This is a genomic window from Priestia sp. J2 (assembly GCF_020790095.1).
In the GTDB taxonomy this organism is placed as follows: Bacteria; Bacillota; Bacilli; order Bacillales; family Bacillaceae_H; genus Priestia; species Priestia zanthoxyli.
The window spans coordinates 1,576,776-1,603,146 of the sequence record NZ_CP086208.1 but is presented as its reverse complement, the minus strand read 5'-3'; the positions used below and the strand labels follow the sequence as shown (position 1 = coordinate 1,603,146).

Sequence of the window (26,371 nt, the reverse complement as noted above, 5' to 3'; positions counted from 1 at the left end):
AACAATTTTTTTATCTAGTTGAACTTATTTCCGGATTAGAAAAACAGTGTCAGGAAAGTTCTTTTTCGGGAATAAGAAAGTCGGAAGTAGAGATTCTGGTGAAAAAAGAGGTTGAGACAAAAGTATTTTAGATGAAGTAAAAAACGAGCTATTGATCAAGCGATTAGTAGTTTGTTTTTTTATTAAGCTAAACGCAGACTTCATTTGTTTAGATCTTTCTAGCAGTTGATTGAAGGGGAAGACAAATACTCCTGGTGGAAAAGCGGAATGTATCAAGATAATATTTATATTCGTTAAGAGACTTAAAATCTTGTTTGACAATATTAGATAATACTCACCTTTTTTGAACTACCTTTTTCATTAATTGACTTTTATGATCTTTGTCTTTAACTATAATATAATTCTCTGTTCCTTTTACTGAATAGATTTCTGAACCAACTGTAAAATAGTTTGATTGATTATTACCCGCGGGCATTTTAGTTGCTTTGGTTTCCTTTTCTATTGTCCCTATTTGGTCTCCTATTTCTTGTGTTTGATCTAATTTATCTTCTGTTCCGTTATATTCCTTGTTTTCAACTACAACAATGATAGCAGAAGAACTCTCTGTATTCGTCCCTAAACTTTCTTGATTACATGCAGTTAGAACGATTAAATAAACTACTGACAGAAAACTAAGTGTTCTCTTCATAATAAGTGGCCTCCAGAGATCATTTATTTTCCTTACCCTTTAATTAAAATTGACATTAGAGGATATACCAAGTTCAGTGACTTATCACAATGTATTCGAAAATAAAAAATCTTAAAAGGTCTATTAAACAAATTTCTCATGATCCTCAACATAAAAATCTACATAACCGCAGCTGGAACAAACATAAGGTATTAACTCACTATAATTATGATTATTAGTTAATACGCTGCTTGGCGTTTTATTTATACCTAAACTTCCAGGTGATGATTGAATACGAGCTTTGGTTAAAGTTGAATTACATTTAGAGCACTTTTTGCTGTACATACATATCACTCCCTCTATTTCATAACATCATTTCTATTTTCTACAGTACACGCTTGTTAGCTTTAAAATTGAAAATTAGCCATATAACTTGAATAATCAAAGGGAAAATAAATGCAATCAATAAAACAATAAAACAATAAATGCCAACAATTTCAGCTCTAGTGTTTGGGTAACACCCGCTCCATCCACTTCTCTTGTCCAGACAACAGCTGTTCCTACGACGAAAAGTATGATCCAAATTATATTAGCTATCCGCCAGGAAATCCATCGTCTTTTCACATCATCACTCCTTTCAATTTAAGCTGCATCTTTCTTTATTAATTCCCAGGTAAGAGCAATGGTAGAAATAGCTCCACCTACCGCAAAGAGATAAGAAGAAAACGGTATTGTTTCATGCATGAATAAATCTCTTATTCTATAAAAACACAGGATAATAGTGCCGATTAAACCAATCATAAGCCGAATATTTTTATTGATTGTTTTCTCCCCCTTTAGGCTTCTCTTTGCACCTGATCCTTTATCATAAGTCCAAATATAGCGAAGAAGTTTAATACAACCAGCAATCCATAATAAAAGCCAAGCCCTTCAAAAAATAAAGAAAGAATGGGAAATATTATAGTTTCAAAGCCAAACAACATAATAATAAGTCCAATTCCTTTAGCGAGCTGCTTTTCATCCTTAGGTGTAAATATCTTTCCATATCCAGCAATAAAATTAGTACTACCTTTTTTCCATACACGTTTCCCAATATAAATGATTAAACAGCTTACTAGACTTATAAATAATAATTTCAACACCAGACATTACACCTTCTTTACATACTTTAATTTAACATATATAGTACATTTTACCATAATCAATAAACAAATATTATGTATTAAAGGTGGACTCACAAAATACAACACTGTAAAATATATACATACTAATTTGGGAGGTTTTTGTTTGTTAAACTTATGCTTAGAGCTGGGTGAGTAAGCTTCCTTAATGAATGTGTGCATAAAGGAAGCCCCATTTATGGAGTATAAAAAGCGGTAATTTAGCAAGTTGATAGGAGACTCTAAATGGATATCTTAATTAAACAAGAACTCACTGAAGAATATAATGAAACTGAAAAAGTTGTGAAAAGCGCCTTTTTAAATGAAGAATACAGCGATAAGAAAGAACATTTACTTGTGAAACGAATTAGGAAGTCAGATGAATTTATTCCTGAACTTTCACTAGTCGCATTAAATCCGAATGCAGTAGATATTATAGGCCATATTCTTCTATCTAAAATAACAATTATAGATGGTGATAACGCTACCGTTTCTTTAGCACTTGCTCCAGTTTCAGTTGCACCTCAGTATCAAAAACAAGGAGCTGGGAGCCAACTAATACACGCTGCGTTAAAACGCGCAAAAGAGCTTGGTTATCATTCAGTAATTGTTTTAGGGCACAAAGATTACTATCCTAAGTTTGGATTTAAACCAGCTAGCTCATGGAATATATATGCTCCATTTGACGTGCCTGAAGAATTTTTTATGGCCATAGAGTTAACAGAAGGATCTCTAAAAAATGTGCAAGGTGTTGTACATTACTCAAAATCTTTTTCAGAGTAAGCACTAAATGATTAATTAGGTTTTACGTAAAGGCTGCCTGGAAAATAATTTTATAGTATTTTCTATGGGCAGCCTCTTTTTTATTTACCTGATATTATTAAAGCGGTGGATTTTCCACACCTAAATGAATCCAATCTTCTTTTGGAGGCCCATAAACTCCAGCAGGTTTTAGGCCTGCTTGACGCATAAGAATGGTAATTTGACCTCGGTGATGAACAATATGTTTGATTAGTCCCATTAAGATTGTGGCATTTGATTGGGTTCTTCCAAACGCTTCTTGCGTATGTTCTAAAGATTCATCTGTCCATTGCTGTTCGATAATTTTAGCAGCATGAGAACTTACATTTTTAAAGGTTATAGCGATTTCCTGTGCTGAAGATGGAACGCTTGCTGTACTTTCAATTCTGTCTATACTTAATCCGAATTCAGTTAGGTAATCTGGAATATTTGTTGTAAAATGCCAAGCAATTCTCCCTAACGTACGCCCTTCAGGATACACTTGTTGTTTCAACGAATCATCTGTCAAGCTATCTAAAACTTTTTGAGTCAGCATGGCTTCGTTGTTCCATTCTTTGATAAAATCTGAAATGGTATTATACATATAAAAGACCTCCCAATATAAATCTAATCTAAATCAATAACTAAATAATATCATAGAAGAAAAATAAGTTGGCTTATTTACTAAAGGAAGGAGACTTTATGTTATTTAAAGCTACCGCTCAAAAAACTGTTGTTTATCCTTTATTACTTTTAAATACTTTATTACTCATTCAAGCAGTTCAACATAAAGAACTTGCCTTTTTAAACCTTTTGGCTATCCTTTGCTTGTTTCTTTCCCTTTTTCTCCGATATGAATTTCAGATAGACAGAGATACTTTAACCTATAGAATATATATATTATGGTTTAAAGTATATGCAAAAACCGTTAAACCCAGGGACATTAAAAGAATTGTATTTAAACGGTTAAGTTGGAAATCAAAATTAGCAGTAGTAAAAGTAGAAAACGGGTGGAATATGAGAATAGCATTATTTAATCCACCAAATGTTTTTAAGGAATTAGAAACATTTGCACATGAATATGATGTAGATATTCAAAAAACAGCAGATTATTAAATTCTAGAGAAAACATCTTGAATGCCACCGCGTTTTGGATACATTAAACTCCATGTAAGTTAGGCCGTATAATCAGCGTTATTCATTTCTAATCAAGCTGCTTTTGGACCTCTCTAGCGCTACAAAGCATTAGTAAAGAGGTCCTTTCCTAAACACCTCCAAGTTAAACACTTTGTCCTCCTTCCTCACATCAACCCCAAGCCCTACATAAAAATAGGCTTCAAGGGCATTCTTTTTAACATTATTTGGATATATAATTCGTATATAACGCTTTTTAAGAGGTGATGATTCTGTATATATCAAAAAAGGTTGGCATTTTAAGCTGGTTTGCTACTTGCTTGTATTTTTTAGTTGAACCTTTCTTTATTTTGACTTCAACTGCTCCCTACAGTTTTTTACATCACGCAATGAGTGATCTTGGTGTAACTTCTTGTGGAAACTACACCTATTCAATTGCACCTCATGAAATTTGCTCTCCTCACCATTTCTGGATGAACGTATTGTTTATTATAAACGGATTGACACTTTCAATTGGTGTTTTGTACATTTCACAAAACCTAAAGAAAACGAGAAAAAGCCAACTAGCAACAGCTTTTATTCTTATATTAGCTTTAGGTAATATTGTTTCAGGCTTTATACCGGCTGATATTAATTTATTTTGGCATTCAATACTTGCTCAGCTTGGCATGGTTACTGTTTTAGCTGGTCTTTGGATGTATGCATCATCTTTAAGCAGCGGCAAGTATTGGACTTATGGCTGCTTAATTTCCCTACTAATCATTCTCCTACTCATTATGCTTGTATTTTTTGTTCCTATGCCTACCGGTCTGCTGCAAAGGTTATTCTATTTAGTAATCTTTATATGGGGCACCGTGCTTTCCTTTATGTTAAACAAATAATCCATTATCATTCCGTTTCATATGAGCTTACAAGACTATGTTAAACTAGCCGGAATTTCAAATAGCAAAAAGTCCATAGAGGCATTCCCTATGGACTTTTTGCTATTTTGTTAAATAAATTCTCTTAATAATTCTTTAGATTTCTTTCCGCTAAAACCAAAATAATTGCCAATAAGTTTGACGTATTCTGTGTAAGTAACTTTTCTATTTAAAGCAGTTTCCCACCATATCTGTGGATTATAATAACGACTTCCACTAGAACAATAGGTTAATTGTATTTGGGTATCCTCAAATTCTTTATTAAAGTTTTTTTCTACCCTTTTCATATGATAGTTTGAAGAAACAACGATAGCAGATTGAAAGTGATAGTTCATCATTAGCTTTTTTGTAAATTTAGCATTTTCCGTAGTACTTGTAGCGTGATTTTCTAATATAATTGAATCCTCAGGTATTCCAGAGTCTTTGGCTTGATGATAAAAATTATTCTCTTGACCATTCGAAAGGATCAAATGAGACGCATATCCTTTTTTATATAATTCAATTCCTTTCTCCAGTCAATCATTATCACCACTTAACACAATAATCACGTCAGATTTTACAGGCTTTTCGTTCACTACAAGCTCTTTCCCGGCAAACAGGAAAAAAATCATCCCTAATCCCAGCATGAATATACTGATCTTTACTCTTTTACCTTTAATTTTTTGCATATAGACCCTCATTTAAAAAGTTCACTTCATATCGTATCATAAAGCTCAATATTCATAAAAATAAAAAGGTAATCTTCAAAAAAATTTTGCGCGCTGCAAGTAATCACAGCTTTTATATAAAAGTTAGAAGGTAAAACTTTAACAAACATTCTTTCTAAATATTTTCGTTATGATAGCTGTTCAAGTATTTGTAAACCTTGGAGCTGTCACGGGCCTTCTTCCTATTACCGGTGTCCCCCTAACTTTTATAAGCTTTGGAGGTTCTTCGCTGACATTGTTAATGCTTGCTGCAGGAATACTTACCAATGATTCGATGTTTACCACATACACTCAAACCTATCAAAGCCACTCAATGGAACAAGCTTATATAAGGAATGTTTAACGTTTGAATGGCTAACTGGTGGCTATAATAAAAAGTCCTGACTATATATCAGGACTTTTTACTTTATTTACATAAATAATAATCAAGCAGCTGCTTAGAATTGCTGTGTTTTTTACTAGTAATCTATTAGAGGATAGATTTACTTCCTAAATAACGAGGTGCCCAGTAAGAATTGCTTAACGATGCAATAGTTACACCAGTTGAACTTCCAGCATGAATAAACTGCCCGTTTCCAATATAAATTCCAGCGTGTGAAGGACCTCCAGTAGTATCGAAGAATACGATATCTCCAATATTCGGAGTAGATGTACTTTTTCCTGACTGATACAAGGTGGCTACTGTTCGCGGTACAGTTACTCCACCTCCATTTTTAAATACATAATAAATGAAACCACTGCAATCGAAACCATTTGGAGAAGTTCCGCCCCAAACATATGGCACCCCTATGAATTTTTTAGAATAAGCCACAATATCACTAGCTGTCGCTTGCGTTGAACTATTAACAGTTGAAGAACCAGTGGCGCTAGTAGATGCGTTATTTAAGGCATTTAAAGTAGCTGGACCTACTATTCCATCCACAGCTAAGCCATGATCCCGTTGGAAATTCATAACGGCAGTTTGAGTAATTGTGCCAAAATAGCCTGTTGGTGTGGCGTTAAAGTAACCTTTTTCCTTTAACAGCTGCTGTACTTTTTCAACTTCATTACTAGTCATTCCATATTTCAGAAGTGTACTGCTTGTAACCGCACTTGTTGAATTAGCTATTAACGCTTGATATGTATTAGGTCCCACCATTCCATCAGCGGTTAAACTATGAGAACGCTGAAAGCTTAGAACTGAATCTTTTGTAATTGAACCAAAATAGCCAGTCGAAGTAGCTGAAAATATGCCCTTCTGTCTTAAAACATCCTGTAATTCTTTTACGTCTGGATCTGTCATACCTTCTTTTAATAGCTTGTCCCCTAAAGCTGCATGGCTTATTGTTGGTAAAACAATCAATGATGAGCATAAAGCTAATGAAGAAATTATCTTTTTCACTAAGTATATCCCCCGATGTTATATTTTTCTTGTTCTTGACTATAAAATTTTAGCAGGGAGAAATAGAAAAGAAACAACCCATTTATGAATTTTTTGTGACAATTATAAAAATCACTTGATTTATTAGGAGGTAATTATTTGTTTTGTCATATAAAGTATAAATATACTTATAATGGTTAAAGTTACTATTCTTTGACCTTACTGTTTTACGTATATACCGCTAAATCTTTCATACAATAAAGCACCTTTTTATAATTGTGAACATAAAAAAGAAAAATAGAGGCTGCATGGTAAAGGATAGGGGGAATAATGTGAGCAAAATAGCAGGTTTGAAGCGCCGGTTTAAATACTTACTTATTAAACTATTACGATTAAAAGATCATTCACATAAAGTTGCGCTAGGTTTTAGTCTAGGTTCTGTTGTGAACTTTGTTCCTACCTTTGGATTTGGCATTATACTATCCGTAGGTTTAGCTAAATTATGTAAAGGAAACAGCATAGCAGGACTCATTGGTGGAATGTTTTTTATGTGGGCCTTTCCGTTGATGTTTTACTTGAATACAGTAGTTGGAGGATATATATTCCCAATCGATCTTGATCAAACTTTACTTCAGAATACAGATGAAGATTTAGATAATCGACTAGAACTAGGAGCAAAAGTAGGAAAGAATTTTTTAACAGGCATGATTCTTAACAGCTTCTTATTTGGAAGTATACTCTATATTGCTAGCTACTATATTATAAATCAGTACAGAGGCTTTCTCTTACACTACATCTCTAAAAAGTGGATAGTAAAAAAACCGTACTAAACAAATGGATTATTAGCTTGATTTCAACCTTTATTTCTAATTGTAAATCAATATAATTTATATAAAAAAACCATTAACCTGAACATTTTTTCAAAAGGCATAGAGGTAAATTAGCCCATAATTGATACCTATGGTTATCAATTATGGGCTAAGGTACAATCTTTGTTTCTGTTTTAAGATAAATATGGAGGAAATACATTGAAAGAGAGCTCTGTCTATTTTTTTTCTTGAATATCAATTTGCTGCATGTGTTCTAATGTACTCCTTTCAATTGTATATATCATTTACCATTTTTTATCATAACGATCGATAGTAAACCTAATATATTTTTTTCTTTGTAAGAGTACATTCAGTTTAAAAACTTAAAAACAGTAAAACAGCTCCACGTAAAAATAAGTAGCCATACTATGATAATAATTGAACCCACAACCCAATTTTTAGGTTTTTCATTTTGAATGAGCTCTTCTGCTTTTATTGTGCAGTCCTCTATTACATTTTTAGGTATCATCTTTAAAGCAAGCATAATTCCTAAAGGAACAATGATTATATCGTCAATATAGCCTAAAACCGGTATAAAATCAGGAATTAAATCGATTGGACTGAAGGCATATGCAACCACACAAGCAGTAAATACTTTGGTATACCAAGATACTCGGTTATCTTTATAAGCTAAGTATAAGATAAATAGCTGCTTTTTTAACTTTTTAGCCCACAACTTTAATTGGTTAAGCATGTTTCCTATTCTCCTTATGGACGGTTTAATATAATATGAAAATCGGTTTTATTTTTTGTTTAAATGCATGTTTCTTTTATGAGTAAATTCAAAACTATACGAATAACTGATTAATGCAGTCATCTTGATTTGCAGCTAGTTTAGGAACAGCTCCAACAGGAACCCAATAATAGAAAAAGATTAATCCTGCATCTTCCCCTTCAGAATTCACCTTATATTCCCACCGTTCTGCCGTTTCTTCTTGAACTTCTAAATGAAAAACATGTCGTTCATGATACTGACTTTTACTTTCATGATGATAGACGTATGTTTTTATTTTGTTCACCGATAAAAACTCCACTAATCCAGATTCTTCTTTGACCTCCCTATATAAAGCTTCTTCAATTGTTTCTCCCTCTTCTACAGTACCTGCTGGAACTTGAACTCCTGCTTCTGGATAATCTCTATGTTCGCAAACTAGTAACTCTGTATAGGGATCATTGAATCTAGTTATGTAAGCCATAACTTTTGTTATCATCGTTTTACCCTGCATGCTTGCTTCCTCCTATATATAGATACTAACCGTGCAAATTTCTTCATCAGCAAACAAACTTCTTTAGCTCTCAAGAATAAATCAGGCATATTTTATTACATCCATTTTAATTGCAAAAGAATTAGTCTCAGTGTTGTCATAATAAGCTGCTTTTACGGAAGGTTAACTGGTATGGGAATTGGAATAGTTAGTTTTGCTATTCTGATAAGATTTGTAATCATCATATCAGTAAGTGAAGTAATAGGAAAAGGCAAGAATCAGATTGATTCTTGCCTTTTCTGTCTTTATTTTCTTTCAAGAGAAGGTTCTGATACATTTTCGTATTCTGTAATTTTACAGATGCGATTTTCATGACGCCCCCCAACAAATTGAGTTGATAACCACGTCTTCGCGATTTCGCGGGCTAAACCTGGCCCAATTACTCGTTCCCCCATGGCTAAAATGTTCGTATCGTTGTGTTCACGTGTCATCTTAGCTGAAAAAACGTCATGAACGAGTGCGCAACGAATTCCTTTTACTTTGTTAGCGGCAATACTCATCCCAATCCCTGTACCGCAGATTAAAATTCCAAAATCGGCTTCTCCATTCGCTATTCTTTTGGCAAGTGGAATCGCATAGTCCGGATAATCGACTGAACTGCTGCATTCGCAGCCTAAATCTTCATATATTATGGACATTTCATCTAGCAGATTGATAATCTCTTTACGAATGTTTATTCCGCCATGATCTGAAGCAATTATAACTTTCATAAGATTACTCTCCTCATTCATCTATAGTCTTAATTAAAATTCTAATGATTTTTGAGTCTCTTTTCCTGATACGTTATTTCCTAGAACAATCCTCAGAACACTTCCCGTACCATGTTTTAACCCCTTCAGAGTTGTCTACATTCTCAATAACTTTCCCACATACTTGACAAACGATAGTTCCCTGTTTTACATTAACCTGCTTATTCATAGCTATTTCCTCCTTTTTATTAGAAAAATTCGTTTGTATTCAAATACATTTCTTTAAAGACAAATTCGTTTTATCTTTAGTTTGATAAACCATTGTATGATAGAAAAGATGTGCTTAAGCTAGAATGGTATCCAGTAAGCTGTATTTATCATCATTACTAGATAACTTCGAATGAACTTTTTCAATATCTACATTGATTAAGTCATTTTCTTTAATTCCTACGGCCCTACCAGAATACCCTTTAAGTAATAGTTCTACTGCTGTAATCCCCATTTTACTTGCTAAGATACGATCAAATGCGGATGGCTGCCCTCCTCTTTGGATGAAACCTAATATACTCGTCCTTACGCTGATATCTAATTGATCCTCAACATATTTTTTCAGGTCTTGAATATCGTATATGTTTTCAGTAATTAGAACTAGGTTATCTTTTTTGCCACTTTTGATTTTCTTGTTCAGCTTGGAACATATCTCTTCAAAACTTAATTTTCTTTCCGGTGTCGAGATAATTTCTCCAGCTCCCGCTAAAGCAGAGTACAGGGCTAAATCTCCGCAATATCTTCCCATAACTTCTACAATCGTAGTCTTTTCATGAGATAAATCTGTATCCTTAATTTTACCAAGACATTCTAATATCGTATTTAATGTAGTATCAAATCCAAGTGAATAATCTGTGTAAGATAAATCATTATCAATCGTTGCCGGTATACCAATGACATTTACACCTAACTGATGTAATTTTTGTGTTCCTTTAAAAGAGCCTTCACCGCCGATTACTACTAAATGATTAATTCCATAATCTTTTAATATACTTAAAGCTTTTATTCTCCCCGACTCTTTCATAAATTCTGGGCACCGGGAGGTTTTTAAAAATGTCCCTCCTTTATCCGCAATATAGTCTACATCCGTAGAGGTTAATCTATAAAGTTTACCTTCTATTAAACCTTGGTAACCACCCTCGATTCCCATTACCTCCATGTTGTGATAAACAGCTGTTTTTACTACTGCTCGAATAGCAGCATTCATTCCTGGAGCGTCTCCGCCACTTGTTAAAACTCCTAGCTTCATCATTGTCATACACCCCTGTTATTCTTATCCATGTAAGAAAGTTGACCGACAGTCTTAGAAACTAATTGCCGGCCACTTCTAGTACTACACATTTCTTTCAAACAAGAATCAACTAGTTTTTTCTAATTGATCGACTGTGTTTTTTTTAATAGCTCTTCCTGACTGTTTTAGTAAAAAGGCTACGATAAAGGACGCTACAAACATGCTAATACCTAAAAATGTCATACTAGCATTAAAAGATCCTGTTAGATCTTTAATGTATCCCACAATATACGGTCCGAAGAAACCGCCTAGATTACCAATACTATTGATAAGAGCAATAGCACCTGCAGCAGCAGCTTCTGTTAAGAAAGATGGTGGAATTGCCCAAAACGGAGAATATGCTCCGAACGCTCCGCAAAGACTGATCGTCAAGAATACAAACGATAAAACAATGTTCGTATTTGCAACGTAGCTACTGATAATTAATGCCACGCCACTTGTTACTAAACAAGCAACGACGTGAAAACGTCTTTCATTTTTTTTGTCAGAGTGGTTACTAACCAACATCATGGTTACCATTGCACAAACATACATTAACCCTAAAATCCAGCCCATCGCATGTGTACTAAGAGAAGTCGTTTTAGATAAACCTTCTGAAATTGTCGGTAAAAACATGACGATGCCATAGTAGCCAACCATCCAGAAAAAGTATCCTAGGGATAAGGTTAAGACGTCACGATCTTTTAAGGCCTGAGCAAATGTATAGTGTTTGGCTTCCTGTTTTTCTAACTTCTCTTTTGTTGTAACGTCGATTAACCATTTCTTCTCCTCGTTCGTCAGCCATTTGACATCCTCAAGCTTATCGTCAAGATAGAAGAAACATATCACACCTAAGATCAAAGCTGGAATCGCTTCCAAAACGAAAAGCCATTGCCATCCAGCCATGTTTAACCAGTCAATGCCTAATAAGTAAGTAGAGAGAGGAGATCCTATTGCATTAGCACCAGGGATCGCAATCATAAATCCGGCAATTGCTTTTGCATGATGTTTTGTTTGATAAAAACCACTTAGATAAAAGACCATACAAGGATAAAAGCTAGCTTCAGCAACTCCTAAAAGAAATCTTGCTGTATAAAACTGCCATGGTGTTTGGATAAAAGCCATTAAAATAGCAATAACTGCCCATGTAATCATGATTCTACTAATCCATCTTCTAGCCCCGACCTTTGTCATCATAGCACTGCCAGGTACCTCTAAAAGGAAATAGCCAAGAAAGAAAATTCCTGCTCCTAATCCAAAAACAGCATTAGAAAAACCTAAATCTTCATTCATTTGTAATGCAGCAAACCCAATATTTACTCGGTCAAGTATAGATATGGTAAAACATAAAAATAGAAATGGAATGAGCCTCAACGTTACTTTTTTGGTAGTTGAACGTTCTAAGTTAATTGAATCCAAAATAATTCCTCCCCTGGGTTATCATCTTTCTCCTCTTCGTGTTCTTTGGTCTTTGACCCGAGTATTTACCCTAGGCTAATTGACAGAAAGAATTAGTGGTTGATATAAAAGATGATTAATCTATTTCTAAGTCTAAGTAAATCTAGCTCCTACTTCTGTAATCCCTTTCATATGGGGATGTAAAAAATGAAAAAGCGAAGTATCCCCTGTATTATTTATCATTTAAAAAAGTAAGAACTATTAGAAAATATCGTACAACAAAACCTTACTAGCGATATAAAAGCATTATAAATCTACTTTCTATACTAATAATCCAAAATATTTGTAATGCACAGTAACGATAAAAAACGCTTACATTTTTGAGCCCCTCTGCTAATCTCTTCAAAAAATATCAAGCTTAAAAATAATGAATTTTAAGATTCACATTACCTCCGTTTTATTAATTTAGCTACTTGTATACTAAGTTACCTTATATAAACAGTGTACTTACATACCTAACAATTGTCAATATAATTATTAAATTAAACATTTTCTGAATTTTATTAGAAGAGAAGAAGAATGCGTATTTTGACATTATAGAAAAGTGCTTGCTTTATGCGGTTTTTTTAACACAAAAAAGGCAGCTGCACTTTAGCTGCCTTTTAACTTCATATTTAATATGCTTTTGATAGAAAGTCAGTTGGAATTAGGCTTTCCAATAACGATCATATAAATTTCGCATGTGAAAATTCATAATTCTCACAGCTTCTTCTTCATTATGCTGTTCAATTGCATTAATAAGTAATTTATGCTCATTAAAATTAACTTCTCTATAGTCAGGTTTCGTTACTGTTCGATCTCTTATAAACTTCCACATTTCCTGCTGCTTCATTGCATTGCTGATAGCTGCCATAATGCTAATAAATAAATCATTATGCGAGGCCTTGGCTATGCCGTTATGTAGGGCTTCATCCGTTTCTGGTACATACACGCCTGCGTTCGTTTCTTCCTCCATCTTATTAATTGTTGCACGCAGTTCCTTAATGTCTTCTTCTGTAGCTCTCAAAGCTGCAAAGCGTACAATAAGAGGTTCTATGTTCATTCTTGCTTCAACAATGTCTTCAGGGGAGGCAGATTCCATCAAAAATGTGGATTGAGAATTTTCAGCTTCTGTTTGAAATTCTTTAACGTATACACCTTCTCCTTGACGAGAATAAATAAAACCGTTCAATTCTAGTGCGCTAAGGGCTTGTCTAACAGGCACTCGACTTACACCGAATTGTTCACACAGCTCCCTTTCAGCAGGGAGTTTATCTCCCACTTGGAACGCGCCAGATTGAATTTCAGAAAGAATTTGATTATAAATTTGAATATATAATTTATTATTGGAAACTGGATTAAAACTAATGGAAATCACTTCTCTCTATAATTATTAACTCATTTTATTCATAATTAAGTAGACATAATTATTATATACTGTTCTATTTTTAGGGGCAACAAGCCTAGCATCTTCTAACAAAAAAATCCTTATTTATGTAGTGAGTTTTTCATTTTGCTAATGATTTTATCAATAAACAGCTATACAGGCATACCATAATGGCATGCCTGTATAACGAACTTGAATATTAATCCATATGTGAGCCACCGTTTATATCAATTTCTTCTCCTGTAATATACGAAGCTTCTTCTGAAGCTAAAAAGGCAATTGTAGCCGCGATTTCTTTCACTTCACCTGGTCTACCCATAGGAATACTATCAATCACAGACTTTGCATCTTCTTCAGGGAGAGACTTCCAAATTTCTGTATTAACGAGTCCGGGAGCTACACAGTTAACCGTAATGCCATCTAAAGCTACCTCGCGCGCTAAGTTTTTTGAAAAACCTAATACTGCTGCCTTAGATGCCGAATAGTGAGGTCCCCCAAACACTCCTCCACCTCTTTTAGCCGAAACAGAAGACAGGCTTATAATTCGACCATACTTTTGATCTTTCATTGTTTCTAATACTGCTTGCGTACATAGAAACAACCCAAACATATTGACGTTAAACACTTTTGTAATGTCTTCAAGCGTCATATCTTGAACGGTAACCTTTTGAGAAATCCCTGCATTATTAATTAAAATATCAATTCTGCCGAATTCTTCAAGTGTTTGTTTAACCATCGCATCGCAAGAATCCTTACTTGTTACATTTAGCTCTATTCCCAAGGCTTTGCCACCGGCTTCTTTTATTTCGTTGACTGTATCTTGTACACCATCAAAATTGATATCTGCTATAACAACAGCCGCTCCTTGCTCTGCAAGTGTCAGGGCGATTGTACGTCCAATTCCTTTTTTGGAACCGCTACCAGTAATAATTGCTACTCTCTCTTTTAAATCAAACATATTATATTTCCCCCATCTTGTTAGCTTCTTCTATTTAATTTAGTTAGTCTTAAATCAGTTCTTTAGCTGTTTTGATAATATTTTCTACAGTAATTCCATTTAACTCTAATAGTTTTTCATAAGGCGCAGATTGCCCAAATTGATCCTGTACACCAATTCTTCGAACTGTACCTTTTCCTTCTTCCGCAACTACTTCACATACGGCACTGCCAAGGCCATTTAAAATATTGTGATCTTCAACCGTAATGATTTTTCCAATATTTAAGCAGTCAACCACTGCTTCTCGATCTAAAGGCTTAATCGTATGCATGTCTAGTAATTTCACAGATATGCCTTGTTTCTCTAATTCTTTCGTTGCCTCTAAAGCGAGTCGTACTGTATCGCCGTTGGCAATAATAGCGATATCGCTTCCCTCTTTAATTTTCTTGGCTTTTCCAATTGTAAACTCTTCATTTTCATCGTAAATCATGGGAACCGTATCGCGAGTAAAACGAAGATATACAGGTCCGTATATTTTCGCAGCTTGTTCTACTAGCTTTCTAGTAGAATAATAGTCAGCTCCCATAATGACGGTCATATTTGGAACCGATCTTAATACACCCATATCTTCTATAGCCTGATGACTTCCGCCATCGTTAGCTGGCGTTAGACCACCGTGTGAACAAGCAATCTTTACATTTAAGTTAGGGTAGCAGACTTCTTGTCTAATTTGTTCAAGCATTCTTAACGAACCAAAGACCGCGTAAGTGCTTACAAAAGGAATTTTACCAGTCGTAGCAAGTCCAGCTGCTAACCCAGCTGCATTTTGCTCTGCAATACCGACATTAATATGCTGGTCGGGTAATTGTTTGATAAAGTTTACTGTTTTACACGACTTTGCAATATCGACATCAATGACATAAATATTTTTATTTTCTTTCCCTAATTTTACGATTTCATCTCCAAAGGCTTCTCTCGTAGCTTTTTTTATTGTAAGATCTTTTTCTAGTATGCTCATTATCTTAAACCTCCTGCTACTTCTTCCATTGCTTGATGATATTGTTCTTCATTAGGAGCAACTCCGTGCCAATCAGCTACATCCTCCATGAACGAAACTCCTTTACCTTTTACCGTGTCACAGATGATACATTTTGGTCTTCCATTCTTCGCTACTCTTACTTCATCCAATGTTTCTACAATCTCTTCCATGGAGTGTCCATTAATTCGCTTTGTTTCAAAACCAAACGCATCAAATTTTTTCTCTAAATCTTGTAATGGCATAATTTCATCACAAAATCCATCAATTTGAAGTCTGTTATTATCTACAAATACAATTAAATTATCTAATTGGTACTTAACTGCTGTTTGAGCAGCTTCCCAAATTTGTCCTTCTTGACATTCTCCGTCTCCTACTAAAGAAAAAACTCGGTAGTCTTTAAAATCTCGTTTCCCTGCAATTGCCATGCCTACGCCACACGAAAGTCCTTGTCCTAGTGAGCCTGTTGAAATATCAATACCTTTACACTTTTTCATATCTGGATGCCCTTGAAACGGAGAACCGTATTCTCTTAGCGTATATATCGTTTCATAGGGAACGAATCCTCGTAAAGCTAAAGCGGAATATTGAATGGGACAAACGTGACCTTTAGAAAGAACAAATCTATCACGATCTTCCCAGTTAGGATTGTGCGGATCAACATTCATTTCTTTGAAATAAAGCGCTGCCATAATATCAGCTGCAGAAAGTGAACCTCCTGGATGGCCAGATTGTGCTCCATAAATCATTGTAAGAGCTGTTTTTCTTAATTGAATGGCTTTTCCTTTTAATTCTTCAATACTAATTTCTTTCATTTTAGTCACCTCATTAATTTATGACTTGCTGTTTTCTAAACGATATATCCATTAACATATAATTTAGTACACTTAGGTAACTTGTATACTAAGTAGCTTTGTGACTTAAGTGTACATCTGAAATGCGAGTTCGTCAATAACAAGATTGAATTATTAGAATTTTTTTATTTGAAACAAGTCGGTTTGTAAATTCGTGTGTTGTTTTTTCTAAGGTTTTTAAGCAAAAAAAGTACTGCTCCTATTTTAGAAGCAGTACTTTTTTTATTGATTAATTAGTAAATCGCATATATAACCAAAGGCTTTATCAAAAAACAACTATGCTTTTGCACTGGAATTATTGCTGCTTATCATGTCTTGGCTACCAGATTTAATGTTTTTAGCTACTAGTATACCTACTACCCCCGATAACCCTAAAATAATGAAGATGGAGTTGTAGCTTGTAACAAGAGCAATAAGCGTGGACGAAATAATACTTCCGAAATAACGAAACGTTGAATAAATGCCAGAGGCTGTACCAGACTGCTCTTTGCTTACCGAGTCTAGAGAGGCAACCTGCATGCTTGTTAAACCTATTCCGGTCGAAAAACCTCCAATAATTAAAGACACTATAAGAAAAAGAATAGATCCAACGTTCTCTAAAGATAGAAAAAGAATAGTAGAGACAATGATCATAGCAAAAGAAAAGCCAATCACTTTTTTAGAACTAAACTTATTGTTTAACAATCCTCCTATCCAGCCGCTTAAAGACATTGAAATCGAAAAAACCGATAAAACAATACCCGTTTGTGCTGTAGATAAGTGAAATTGAGCCTTCATTAACAGCGGCATAATTAATAAAATCACATACATAACAAAATTGCTAAGCATAATAGACAAATTAGCGCTTGTAAAGGTGGCATTTTTAAACAAAGAAAAATTGATAATCGGGTTTTCTGCCGTATTTTCTCTTTTGATAAACAAGAATGAAGATAAAACAAATACTAATCCCATTATTAAAGCCTTAGTAATTTCCATACCGTGTGTTAATAAAATCAATAAGGAAATACTAATGGCTAAATAGATGGAACCTTGAATATCTAAAGTACTTGCTTGTTTTTTTACATTAGATTTAGGAATCATAACTATGCCACTGATTAAAGCTAAGAAAAGAAAAGGCACATTCACCCAGAATATAGCTTCCAAGTTGAAGTTTTCAAGCAATACAGACCCTAGCAATGGTCCAATTGCAGCACCCAATCCCATTCCCATTCCAAATACACCTAAAATTTTAGGAAGCCGCTCTTTTGGCACCACATATCTAATGATGGCTATAGTGTTAGGGGTGAGTAAAGCTCCTCCTACTGCCTGCAGTGATCGAAAAATAATAAGGGAAATGAGATTAGTTGAAAATATACATCCTAAAGATGCTATAAGAAAGAACACCACGCCCCATAAATAGATATTTCTGTTTCCGTACAAATCTCCTAGCTTTCCAGCGATAGGCTGAGTAACAGCCATTACAATCAAATAAATAGTTACTACCCACGAAATATTTGCAAGTGGTTCATTAAAATGAGCTGATATAGTTGATAGAGCAACGGCAATCATGGTTGAATTAATTGGTACAAGAAATGTCCCAATTAGCAATGAAATAATCAAGATAAGCTCTTTATGTTTACCCAAACATTAATGCCTCCTTTTAGTGGAGAGAAATTCCTTTTATAAACGTGTTTATACTGTTTTTTATCATATCTTGATAATCCGCATGTAAGGCTTTGTCTCCAAAATTTAGTTTATACATAAAATATCCCCAATACGTACTTAGGAAAATCTCTGCTTGTGTGCAGCAATCTAATTCTTTGATATATCCTTTCCTTTGCATTTCTTCAAAGTATTCTTTTAATATTTTTTTCGTATCATTAATTTTTTTTATAATTTCCTCGTGCGCTTGTGAGAAAATTAAAGGGTCTTTTAAAGCAATTGAAATCATGTCTCGGTTATTATCAAAGTCTTTTAGTAACAGATAACCGAAATTCGTCAAATCTTTTTCAAGCTCCCATTCAATTGATTTATCAAAAATCTCAAGTGAAAAGCTTGTTGTTTTGACAATAGCTTGAATAATGCCTTCTTTATTGCCAAAGTGGCGAAAAACAGTCAATTCATTAACGCCAGCTTGCTCTGCAATTTCTCTAGTGGTAGTACCTTTATAGCCTTTTTCTTTAAGCAGTTCTATTGTAGCTTTTGTTATCTTCTTTTTTGTTTCATCTTTTTTCATGTTAATCATCCTTTATGCTTCCTGAATGTAAGTATTTACTTTCCATTAGGCAGTATATAAAGGAAAAAGAGCTGTTGTCAAATAGAAGCGAAGAGAATCACTTAGTCATTTAAAAGCGTGACCATTCCATTCGTACCATCGACCATAACCATATCGCCATCTTTTAGCTTATCCGTACTTATTTTCGTACCAACTACTGCAGGAATTTCATATTCACGTGCAATTATTGCCGAGTGAGAAAGAATACCTCCAGCGTCGGTGATAACAGCTCCCGCAGTCTGAAATAAAGTAGTCCAAAGTGGAGTAGTGGTCTTACATACTAAAACATCACCTTTTTCCAGCTTAGAAAAGTCTTTCGTATTTGAAATGACTGTTACTTTTCCGGTATAGATTCCTGAAGAAGAGGCTAACCCTTTAATACAATGTTCGCTGTTCGCGTCATCTTCCTCAATAGCTCCCATATATTTCTCAGCTTCTTTCAGCTGAGCTGCTTCAGGGACGCCGAAGTATCTAGGTAAATTAGACGTTTGCTCATGTTCTGCGTGTTCTTTTTTACGTTTCTCGATTAATTTTGTCATGTCTGCTGGATTTTCTAAAAGAAACTCTAGCTCATCAAGATATAAGAAGAAAACATCTTCTTCCACTAGAAAAACATGATGATGTACTAGTAAATTACCTAGCTTAAGTAGGAACAAACGTGCTTTTGCATCCAGCATTGCATCGATATAAAAATGATGGTCATCTCTTATAACGGATGCATTTAATGCCCACTGATAGTATTTTTTAAACTCTTCTTTGTGTTTGCTATCCGCTATCTGTTCCAGAAATTCATTATAGTTCTGTTCACGTTTTTTGACCGTCTGTTTGAAATTCTCATCAAAGTTGTAATTGTCATTAACATACCCTTGAATAATTGATAATGCGTGAAGAGGATTCTCTAGCCAAGTTTCTCCTACAAAATCGTGACTTACAACGTTTCGATATCCATACTGTTTTAGAAAAGTATTTAATTCAGCCATAAAGCTTTTTCCTGCTTCACTTTCCTCTAACTTTTTCACTAAAGTTTCTGTACATTCTTCTTCGAAGATCTTAGTAAGTTCCGCATTGCCTTTAACTGTTAAAGCAAGTCTAGAAAGCTCCTGATCAGTTTCCAACGATTTGTTCATTTTCCCCGTCAATAGCTCATAAACATCGTGTCCGGATTTTTTATTTGTAAGGTTTTTATAGTACTCTTCAACTATAGTATTTAAAGACATTTGAGGCATAACAATATCAAAGTGCAGATCATATGCCATTTTATAAAAATCAGCTAAACTTTGAAGAATCTCTTTTCCTCTCTGAAGGGTTAGATTTTCATAGGTAAAACTATTTAATTTGTTATAGTAAGGCAAAAATTGTTCCGTAATCATTTGATTCATTCGTTTTGTTAGGATTGGATAAATACTTTCCATCAATTCTTTATTTTCTTGGAATCTTTTATTAGAATCTCCTTTAAAAGGCTCCATTTTTGTATAGATATGACCTTTATAAAGTTTTAAATTAAGTCTATTAAACATAAACTTTAATTTTTTAAAACTAGCAGCTGTTCCTTCAGAAAATGCCGGAATAATAAATGAAGCGTACAAAGGACTAACAGCATGAGAAAAACTTGTGTCATTTAAAATCCAAAACTCTTCCATATCCTCGAAACTTAAAGATATATCTTTTTGGAAAGGAGTTAATTCTTTGGCCTCTGTTAATGTAGTAATCGCTCTTGCCTGCAATAGATATACTTGATTGTCTTGAACCCCAAACTCTATGTCTACTGGATGTTGGTAAAGAGCTTCTACTTCTTTTGTTATTTCGGCCAGTTCAATGATTTTCTCGTCTGTTAAACAAAACCTTTGCTGCTCATCTTCCGTTGTTTCGATTTCTTCAACGCCTTCAACAAGTGGAATTATTTTTACTTCTTTTAGCCCTTTTTCTTTCTCTATTTTAAAAGTTTGTTTATTAACTAGGTAAACATCAGGTGTTACTAAGCCCGATACAATTGCTTCTCCTAGTCCATAGCTAGCATTAATCATCATTTCTTTTGTATTATGAGTGACAGGATTTTGACTGAATATCACTCCCGATACTTCGGACTCAATTAACCCTTGAACAACAACTGCCATTGAAACTTCGTCAAAATTAGCATACATATTTTGAGTATATTGTTCGACTCTTTCAGTAAAAAATGAGGCCCAGCACGCTTTCACTTTACTCAAAAAATCCTCGGTACTTTTCACATTAAGATAGGTTTCATACTGGCCAGCAAAAGATGCACTTTCTAAATCTTCAGCACTAGATGATGAACGAACAGCTACCGATGTATAAGAGCACTTTAGGTTTCGAAATGCCTCTATGAGATCTGATTCAATTTCAATAGGAATTTCCCCGTGTAAAATTCTCTCGTGTATATTATCCGTTTGACGATCAATCCCGTTCCATTCGATATATCGCTTTAAAGCTTCCGTTTGAATAACAAACCCATCTGGAATCGGTAAATTTTTTCTTTTCATTTTTATAAGGTTTAAAGCTTTTGCTCCAACTCGTTCATTCGCCTCGTCCACCTTTTGAAAACTTAAGCTATACATTAAAAATATTCATCCTCCCACAAACTAATTTTAAAAAATGTAAGTAATTACTTACTTTATATTTATTTTAATTCTTTTAAATTTTTATGGTCAATAAAAAATGGTAAAATATTTAAAAAATGCATATTTAGTTGTGCTTTATTTTAATTTCACTTAAATAATATTCCTCTTTTTTATTACATTTTTTAACTTTTATTAGTCTTTTTTATTATAAAGTCTAAATAGTTAATCAATTAAAAAGTTACTAAAAGAAATGCAAAAAACCCCATCTAAATTAAGATGGAGGTTTTCCTCTTTTACAGTTGGGTTAACCATTATCTCTGAGTGCTTACAAGCTTCCACTGGCTGAGTGACAATTTTATCTTATATCCTCTAATATATAAGTGAGCGCTATCAGATTTACGAATCATATGTGAAGTCATAATCCAAACTCTCCCTTCTTATAAAACTATTTTGGAAATCTTAACCTAAGCATAGCTCAGTATTGTAAACCATTTATTAATGACAAGAAAAGATTATGTAAACATTTTAAATTACAGGGGAACCGCTCATTACTTATGTTTCAACTTCAGTAGATTTAGGTCTATAATTGAGACATTAACCATCTATAATGGTTATGTACGAGGATCAGTCTATTAGACTGACAAGCTATTATTTATGTTGGATACAATCCTTTTTAACTCCATTAAATCATCTATTACCACATCAGCCTGTGCAAGCTCAGCTGCTTGAGCAAAATCAAAATTGCACCCCACTGCCATTAAACCATTATTCTTTGCAGCATTGATATCCGATAGACGGTCTCCCACTACTGCTGCGTGCTTTACATCGTATTTCTTTATAATCGTTTTGACTAAATCTCCTTTATCGAGCGTTTGGATTTGTTGAATACTAAATGTTTCTGTTACCCACTTATCCAAATCGTAATGGTCTACAATCGCTTCTAAATATTCCTTCAAACCGTTACTTGCTATGTAAATGGAGCAATTATTTTCTTTTAAATAGCTAAAGACCTCTTTTACATTAGGGTATAAAGCGCCTTTGCCTTTTTTTATATTCTCAACTAAGCTTTTCAAAAAATAGTCATTCGTATACTTTCTTATTTCACATGAATGAGTAGGTAATAAAGCTTCCCATACTTTGGGTAACGGTACACCCATGATTTCACGATACTTATCAACAGGAGTACTAGCATTCCACTGGTTGAGTGTACGCAAATGGTTAAAGGTATCATCAAGTGATAATTCTAAAATTTTATCTGTTTGAAACAGCGTTCCATCCATATCAAAGATTAGTGATTGCAACATTAAGTATCTCCCTCTTTCAACAGTATTTAATACGTATCTATATACAATACCATAAAAAGGAATATGTGATTTATTAAAAATAGTAATCACTGTTCTCAGCACAAAAAGAGCACCTACTTATTTATAGGTACTCTTCTTAACTTTACATACTTTGTTTGAAATAATAAATGAAAAAGTGGCCGCTATAATCGAACTTAAAAATGGATAATTAACAGAAAAAATACTGACCGTTGAGCTACTCAAGTGCTGTGAAGTCTCAGGTACATATGTAAGTGTAAGAAATAGACCAGAAACAATTTGAAAAGCAAATAGCAACAATATAAAACTACCAATAAACACTGCATAGTTTTTCAAAAAAGCGCCTCCAGTACTCTTAATTTATAAACCTGATATTATTTTAAAAATAGTGACGCAATGATAAAACCTATAATCATTACAGTAATAAGTACACCAAGACCCTTCCATCCTAAGCTGCCTGCTAAACCAGATAAGTTTCCAGCTTCATTTCTATTAAATGCATCGTTCATATTCCCAGCTGGATTTCTTTTTACCTCTTCGTGTTTTAATCTCTCTCTTCTTCTTTCAGGTGTTTCTTTATCTTCGCTCATTGTCACACCACCATTTTTAAAACATTATAACATATTATGGTTAAAATATAAAATAATGGTTTTTTAGAAACGAAGAAAGAAACCTATAGTGACAGATCTCTTTTCCTCAACTAACTGTACACATTTCTTTTTTTAATAAGTATGAAACAACGCTTTTTAATGAAAAAGTATACAGCTCTAGTTAATATAATTACTATTACAAACACCTACATCAAAGAGATCCTCTTTATTTAAGGGGATCTCTTTAATAGCCTTATACTAGATACACATTCTTGAAGTTTTTTTGTGTAAGCTTATTTATTTAAAACCTCTTCTTTTATAATTGCTTTTTCATAGATCAATGGTTTGGTTCCTGCTTCTGGTAAAAGATAAATAAAAACAGTAAACATAAGTTGGAGGATTGAAACGACGGTCAAAAATAGAAAAAGACGTTCCTTATTCTTAAACCATATTACTAAACATAAAACTACAGATATTAACGACAAAAACAAAAAAAGAAAAAAGCTGTATAAATAAGAAACACCGTAACGATACGAAATATTTAAAAAGAAGAATACTATGTAGAGAAGTATAAAAGTTGACGGTACTACTTTAATAAAGTTGCTCAATAGAAAAATCCTTTCCCTTTATTTGTTGTAGATTGGTCGCCCTAACACTCAATTTACATAAAAGAGCAAATATTGAAAGTTACAGCAAACATGATTATATTTATTTACTTCAATTTTTATCTCTCATTTTCTTTCTTTGAAAAATGAAACTAGCTATAAACAAAAAGCCCAATAACATCGTTAAATAAAAGGTTACAGAATCACCTGAACGATTAAATTCATCTACAATGATGCCTTCTTGAAACAATAAGGCTGCTGCAATTATTAAAAAGAAAAAAGAATTGACGATTACATAACTACTTGCTTTGACTTTATTTCTCAAGAAAATTATATACACCAAATTGCATACTGAAAAAACTGCGATCAGGTAATAAATAGGCCTTAATAATGTAAATGTTTCCCCAAGCATCAGCATATTCTCCTCTATTACTATTATTTGAAATTTACTAGTCAATATATTTCATTTTGCAAATAAATGATCATTACTCATCTTAATTATTTAATTTTTGAACCAAAACCCCTCCAACTTTGTCCTTATCATCTAAAGAAAACTCAATATTGAGTTTATGAGTTTTATCAAAATACCCTATTATTGTTGCTCCGGTATCTTCTCTTTCGTAATAATTTTTACCATATGCCCTAACGACACTTTGTTTGCTGTCACCAGTATGTATTCCTTTCTCTGTAGCATACTTGTTACTAATCAAGTCATATCTGCTGACTTGATTATCTACAATTTTAAATTCAACATCATACTTTTCTGTACTTTTTCCGTAAATGTAGGTAGTATACGGAGGCTGCTCAGTAATCTCTATAAATTTTGGTTTCTTCTTCAAACCAATTGCTACGTCATATTTAGAACTGCCTATTGATACTGATTTAACGTTTTCTAATTCAAGGTTTGTGCTTTTGGTGCTTGAATAGTATTTTTCTTTAGGCGCAAAAGATGGATCACAGCTAGCTACTAATAGTAAAATGAGTGGAAAGATAAACAAAAAATAATTCTTAATGCGCACTGTTAGACTCCTTTATATCGTTTGTTTTTACTCTGACTCTCGGCATTTTTAATCTATTAACTATTTTTCTTTTGCATATATAAGTCAATCGAATAGAAAACACTAACTGCAAAGTAATACATGGCAAGTATAGCTAACGTCTCATAGACAGATTCCGCAGCGCTATTTTTCACAAAAGAAAAAACAGTACGCACTACAAAGAAAACGATAGGATAGATGATAAATAGAGAATTAAATTTACGATTCATAGCAACACAAAGTTCCTTTATTTGGATATTTATGATTATTATAACATATAATTCTCTCGTTTATTTCTTTACTACATATTCAGTAAGTTTTTCGTTTACATAACACCGTTTATCAATAGTACTAAGTCAAAAGAAACTCTTATTAGTAGGTCTTATTTTGATTATCTGTTCTTTTTGACTTCTTATCTACGATGAATTTTAAATGGCTAATAAAAATCAACAAGCCACAGATAACCATTAACCAGCGCGTAATCCCTTGATGTAAAGGGTCAAAAAGGTTTAATAAAGCTATTCCCAATCCTGATAACATAGCTAGATAACGTAAGATCAAGTATAATCCCCCATTTCGGTATTTTACACCTATAATACTGTGGCTTTAAACTGTTACGAATATCGTATAAACTCTTTGGCAACGTAAAAGAAATTCTGGCTTGACTTCTACATAACAAAGAAGAAGGCGTGTACAGGTTACATCTATACGGTATTATTAAAACAAACAGCAACCCTGTAAATAAAAGGAGCAATCCCATGAAATTCAATAAGTTAATACCAGAACTCTCCGTAAAAGATATTCACAAATCAAAAAAATTTTATTTAGAGATACTCGGATTTGAGCTTACATACGAACGTCCAGAAGATCAATTTGCATTTATTTCACTAAACGGAGCACAAATGATGATTGAGCAATATAATGGTCATTGGGAAACGGGTGAACTTGAATACCCATATGGTCGAGGGATTAATTTTCAAATTGAAGTAGAAAATATAGAGGCTATTTTACAAAACTTAAAGAACCATAATATTTCACTTTTTAGAGACACTATGATAAATAACTATAGTGGCTTTACTCAGAAAGAATTTATAGTTCAAGACCCAGATGGCTACTTGCTAAGGTTTTCTCAGGCTTATTCAATGCAATAATAAAACTCTTTTAATTTATGTTTATGACTTTATCACTTATTCCAAGAGTGAAGAGGATCTCTTAAGCAAAAGATACCTCTTCATTTCTTAGTTCATAGCTCCGCACCACACCATGGACAAAATGAAATCCCAATAGTGGATGAGCCACCATCATGGATAATTAAACCGTATTCCTTGTTCATTTTGTCAAATAAGATAAGATTATCTGGACACTCAAATGGATCACTATGAATATCACACGTAAAGTTCACATGATAATTCATATAATCGCAGCAATGCTTTTTCATTCGTTTTCTCCTTACTATATCGTCAT

Annotated in this window: 30 protein-coding genes and 1 pseudogene; 6 read left to right on the top strand and 25 right to left on the bottom strand. The window is 33.6% G+C overall.

Annotated elements, in window-relative coordinates:
• Positions 1-334: 334 nt before the first annotated feature.
• The 3 genes and pseudogenes from LJY09_RS08120 to LJY09_RS08110 form a co-directional block, all read right to left on the bottom strand.
• On the bottom strand, positions 335-688 hold the full coding sequence (locus LJY09_RS08120) for a hypothetical protein (protein WP_028413878.1): 354 nt from the start codon (positions 686-688) through the stop codon (positions 335-337).
• 364 nt (positions 689-1,052) lie between these two features.
• Positions 1,053-1,291: pseudogene (locus LJY09_RS08115) on the bottom strand (DUF3923 family protein).
• 212 nt (positions 1,292-1,503) lie between these two features.
• A complete protein-coding gene (locus LJY09_RS08110; RefSeq protein WP_099330809.1) occupies positions 1,504-1,809 on the bottom strand; it encodes a hypothetical protein in 306 nt (101 codons plus the stop codon).
• Between the two features lie 264 nt (positions 1,810-2,073).
• On the opposite strand from LJY09_RS08110, the gene LJY09_RS08105 reads away from it, so the two are divergent.
• Positions 2,074-2,610, top strand: a complete 537-nt coding sequence (locus LJY09_RS08105; RefSeq protein WP_099330808.1) for a GNAT family N-acetyltransferase — start codon at positions 2,074-2,076, stop codon at positions 2,608-2,610.
• Between the two features lie 97 nt (positions 2,611-2,707).
• On the opposite strand, the gene LJY09_RS08100 is transcribed toward LJY09_RS08105, so the two are convergent.
• Positions 2,708-3,211, bottom strand: coding sequence for a DinB family protein (locus LJY09_RS08100; protein WP_099330807.1), 504 nt, complete (start codon positions 3,209-3,211; stop codon positions 2,708-2,710).
• Between the two features lie 98 nt (positions 3,212-3,309).
• Here LJY09_RS08100 and LJY09_RS08095 point away from each other — a divergent pair, with 98 nt between their 5' ends.
• Both LJY09_RS08095 and LJY09_RS08090 read left to right on the top strand, forming a co-directional pair.
• The gene (locus LJY09_RS08095) at positions 3,310-3,723 is read left to right on the top strand and encodes a hypothetical protein (protein WP_034265100.1); all 414 of its coding nucleotides are present in this window, start codon (positions 3,310-3,312) and stop codon (positions 3,721-3,723) included.
• A 284-nt stretch (positions 3,724-4,007) separates the two neighbouring features.
• On the top strand, positions 4,008-4,622 hold the full coding sequence (locus tag LJY09_RS08090; RefSeq protein ID WP_121944808.1) for a DUF998 domain-containing protein: 615 nt from the start codon (positions 4,008-4,010) through the stop codon (positions 4,620-4,622).
• Positions 4,623-4,732: 110 nt separating this feature from the next.
• Here the strand turns inward: LJY09_RS08090 and LJY09_RS08085 are convergent, their stop codons facing one another.
• Both LJY09_RS08085 and LJY09_RS08080 read right to left on the bottom strand, forming a co-directional pair.
• On the bottom strand, positions 4,733-5,164 hold the full coding sequence (locus LJY09_RS08085; RefSeq protein WP_228307772.1) for a YdcF family protein: 432 nt from the start codon (positions 5,162-5,164) through the stop codon (positions 4,733-4,735).
• 12 nt (positions 5,165-5,176) lie between these two features.
• Positions 5,177-5,329, bottom strand: a complete 153-nt coding sequence (locus tag LJY09_RS08080; protein ID WP_228307658.1) for a hypothetical protein — start codon at positions 5,327-5,329, stop codon at positions 5,177-5,179.
• Between the two features lie 160 nt (positions 5,330-5,489).
• On the opposite strand from LJY09_RS08080, the gene LJY09_RS08075 reads away from it, so the two are divergent.
• The gene (locus tag LJY09_RS08075; RefSeq protein WP_261763665.1) at positions 5,490-5,711 is read left to right on the top strand and encodes an FtsW/RodA/SpoVE family cell cycle protein; all 222 of its coding nucleotides are present in this window, start codon (positions 5,490-5,492) and stop codon (positions 5,709-5,711) included.
• Between the two features lie 126 nt (positions 5,712-5,837).
• Here LJY09_RS08075 and LJY09_RS08070 read toward each other — a convergent pair whose 3' ends face one another.
• On the bottom strand, positions 5,838-6,749 hold the full coding sequence (locus LJY09_RS08070; protein ID WP_033578555.1) for a C40 family peptidase: 912 nt from the start codon (positions 6,747-6,749) through the stop codon (positions 5,838-5,840).
• Between the two features lie 311 nt (positions 6,750-7,060).
• Between LJY09_RS08070 and LJY09_RS08065 the strand changes: the two genes are divergently transcribed.
• Positions 7,061-7,558: a DUF2062 domain-containing protein gene (locus LJY09_RS08065; RefSeq protein ID WP_099330803.1), complete on the top strand. Its 498-nt coding sequence runs from the start codon at positions 7,061-7,063 to the stop codon at positions 7,556-7,558.
• A 349-nt stretch (positions 7,559-7,907) separates the two neighbouring features.
• Here LJY09_RS08065 and LJY09_RS08060 read toward each other — a convergent pair whose 3' ends face one another.
• The 17 genes from LJY09_RS08060 to LJY09_RS07980 all read right to left on the bottom strand — a co-directional run bounded on the left by LJY09_RS08060 (position 7,908) and on the right by LJY09_RS07980 (position 24,889).
• Positions 7,908-8,291, bottom strand: a complete 384-nt coding sequence (locus LJY09_RS08060; protein ID WP_028413889.1) for a YkvA family protein — start codon at positions 8,289-8,291, stop codon at positions 7,908-7,910.
• A 94-nt stretch (positions 8,292-8,385) separates the two neighbouring features.
• Complete coding sequence (locus LJY09_RS08055; RefSeq protein ID WP_063246960.1) at positions 8,386-8,823, bottom strand: NUDIX hydrolase; 438 nt, start codon at positions 8,821-8,823, stop codon at positions 8,386-8,388.
• 284 nt (positions 8,824-9,107) lie between these two features.
• The gene (gene rpiB / locus LJY09_RS08050) at positions 9,108-9,572 is read right to left on the bottom strand and encodes a ribose 5-phosphate isomerase B (RefSeq protein WP_154972764.1); all 465 of its coding nucleotides are present in this window, start codon (positions 9,570-9,572) and stop codon (positions 9,108-9,110) included.
• Positions 9,573-9,645: 73 nt separating this feature from the next.
• Positions 9,646-9,780, bottom strand: a complete 135-nt coding sequence (locus LJY09_RS08045) for a GapA-binding peptide SR1P (RefSeq protein ID WP_107917869.1) — start codon at positions 9,778-9,780, stop codon at positions 9,646-9,648.
• 114 nt (positions 9,781-9,894) lie between these two features.
• On the bottom strand, positions 9,895-10,851 hold the full coding sequence (gene pfkA / locus LJY09_RS08040; RefSeq protein ID WP_165635750.1) for a 6-phosphofructokinase: 957 nt from the start codon (positions 10,849-10,851) through the stop codon (positions 9,895-9,897).
• Positions 10,852-10,956: 105 nt separating this feature from the next.
• Positions 10,957-12,288, bottom strand: coding sequence for an MFS transporter (locus tag LJY09_RS08035; protein ID WP_154972763.1), 1,332 nt, complete (start codon positions 12,286-12,288; stop codon positions 10,957-10,959).
• A 685-nt stretch (positions 12,289-12,973) separates the two neighbouring features.
• Positions 12,974-13,684 (bottom strand): FadR/GntR family transcriptional regulator, encoded by a 711-nt coding sequence (locus tag LJY09_RS08030; protein ID WP_034265132.1) that lies wholly within the window; start codon positions 13,682-13,684, stop codon positions 12,974-12,976.
• Positions 13,685-13,892: 208 nt separating this feature from the next.
• The gene (locus LJY09_RS08025) at positions 13,893-14,651 is read right to left on the bottom strand and encodes an SDR family NAD(P)-dependent oxidoreductase (protein ID WP_034265135.1); all 759 of its coding nucleotides are present in this window, start codon (positions 14,649-14,651) and stop codon (positions 13,893-13,895) included.
• Between the two features lie 49 nt (positions 14,652-14,700).
• Complete coding sequence (locus tag LJY09_RS08020) at positions 14,701-15,648, bottom strand: transketolase family protein (protein WP_099330800.1); 948 nt, start codon at positions 15,646-15,648, stop codon at positions 14,701-14,703.
• Entirely contained in the window at positions 15,648-16,499 is an 852-nt protein-coding gene (locus LJY09_RS08015) for a transketolase (protein ID WP_051137098.1), read from the bottom strand. The genes LJY09_RS08020 and LJY09_RS08015 overlap by 1 nt, the downstream gene beginning before the upstream one ends.
• Before the next feature lie 297 nt (positions 16,500-16,796).
• On the bottom strand, positions 16,797-18,143 hold the full coding sequence (locus LJY09_RS08010; RefSeq protein ID WP_099330799.1) for an MFS transporter: 1,347 nt from the start codon (positions 18,141-18,143) through the stop codon (positions 16,797-16,799).
• Between the two features lie 16 nt (positions 18,144-18,159).
• A complete protein-coding gene (locus tag LJY09_RS08005; protein ID WP_226313282.1) occupies positions 18,160-18,735 on the bottom strand; it encodes a TetR/AcrR family transcriptional regulator in 576 nt (191 codons plus the stop codon).
• A gap of 101 nt (positions 18,736-18,836) precedes the next feature.
• Complete coding sequence (locus LJY09_RS08000; RefSeq protein ID WP_154972762.1) at positions 18,837-21,350, bottom strand: PEP/pyruvate-binding domain-containing protein; 2,514 nt, start codon at positions 21,348-21,350, stop codon at positions 18,837-18,839.
• Positions 21,351-21,985: 635 nt separating this feature from the next.
• Positions 21,986-22,657, bottom strand: coding sequence for an HAD hydrolase-like protein (locus LJY09_RS07995; RefSeq protein WP_228307657.1), 672 nt, complete (start codon positions 22,655-22,657; stop codon positions 21,986-21,988).
• 392 nt (positions 22,658-23,049) lie between these two features.
• Complete coding sequence (locus LJY09_RS07990) at positions 23,050-23,265, bottom strand: DUF6366 family protein (RefSeq protein ID WP_034265158.1); 216 nt, start codon at positions 23,263-23,265, stop codon at positions 23,050-23,052.
• Between the two features lie 717 nt (positions 23,266-23,982).
• Complete coding sequence (locus tag LJY09_RS07985; protein WP_028413899.1) at positions 23,983-24,282, bottom strand: hypothetical protein; 300 nt, start codon at positions 24,280-24,282, stop codon at positions 23,983-23,985.
• 82 nt (positions 24,283-24,364) lie between these two features.
• Positions 24,365-24,889, bottom strand: a complete 525-nt coding sequence (locus LJY09_RS07980; RefSeq protein WP_154972760.1) for a hypothetical protein — start codon at positions 24,887-24,889, stop codon at positions 24,365-24,367.
• Between the two features lie 776 nt (positions 24,890-25,665).
• Here LJY09_RS07980 and LJY09_RS07975 point away from each other — a divergent pair.
• Complete coding sequence (locus LJY09_RS07975) at positions 25,666-26,058, top strand: bleomycin resistance protein (protein ID WP_028413902.1); 393 nt, start codon at positions 25,666-25,668, stop codon at positions 26,056-26,058.
• Between the two features lie 92 nt (positions 26,059-26,150).
• Here the strand turns inward: LJY09_RS07975 and LJY09_RS27820 are convergent, their stop codons facing one another.
• Positions 26,151-26,345 (bottom strand): DUF6980 family protein, encoded by a 195-nt coding sequence (locus LJY09_RS27820; RefSeq protein WP_028413903.1) that lies wholly within the window; start codon positions 26,343-26,345, stop codon positions 26,151-26,153.
• Positions 26,346-26,371: the final 26 nt, after the last annotated feature.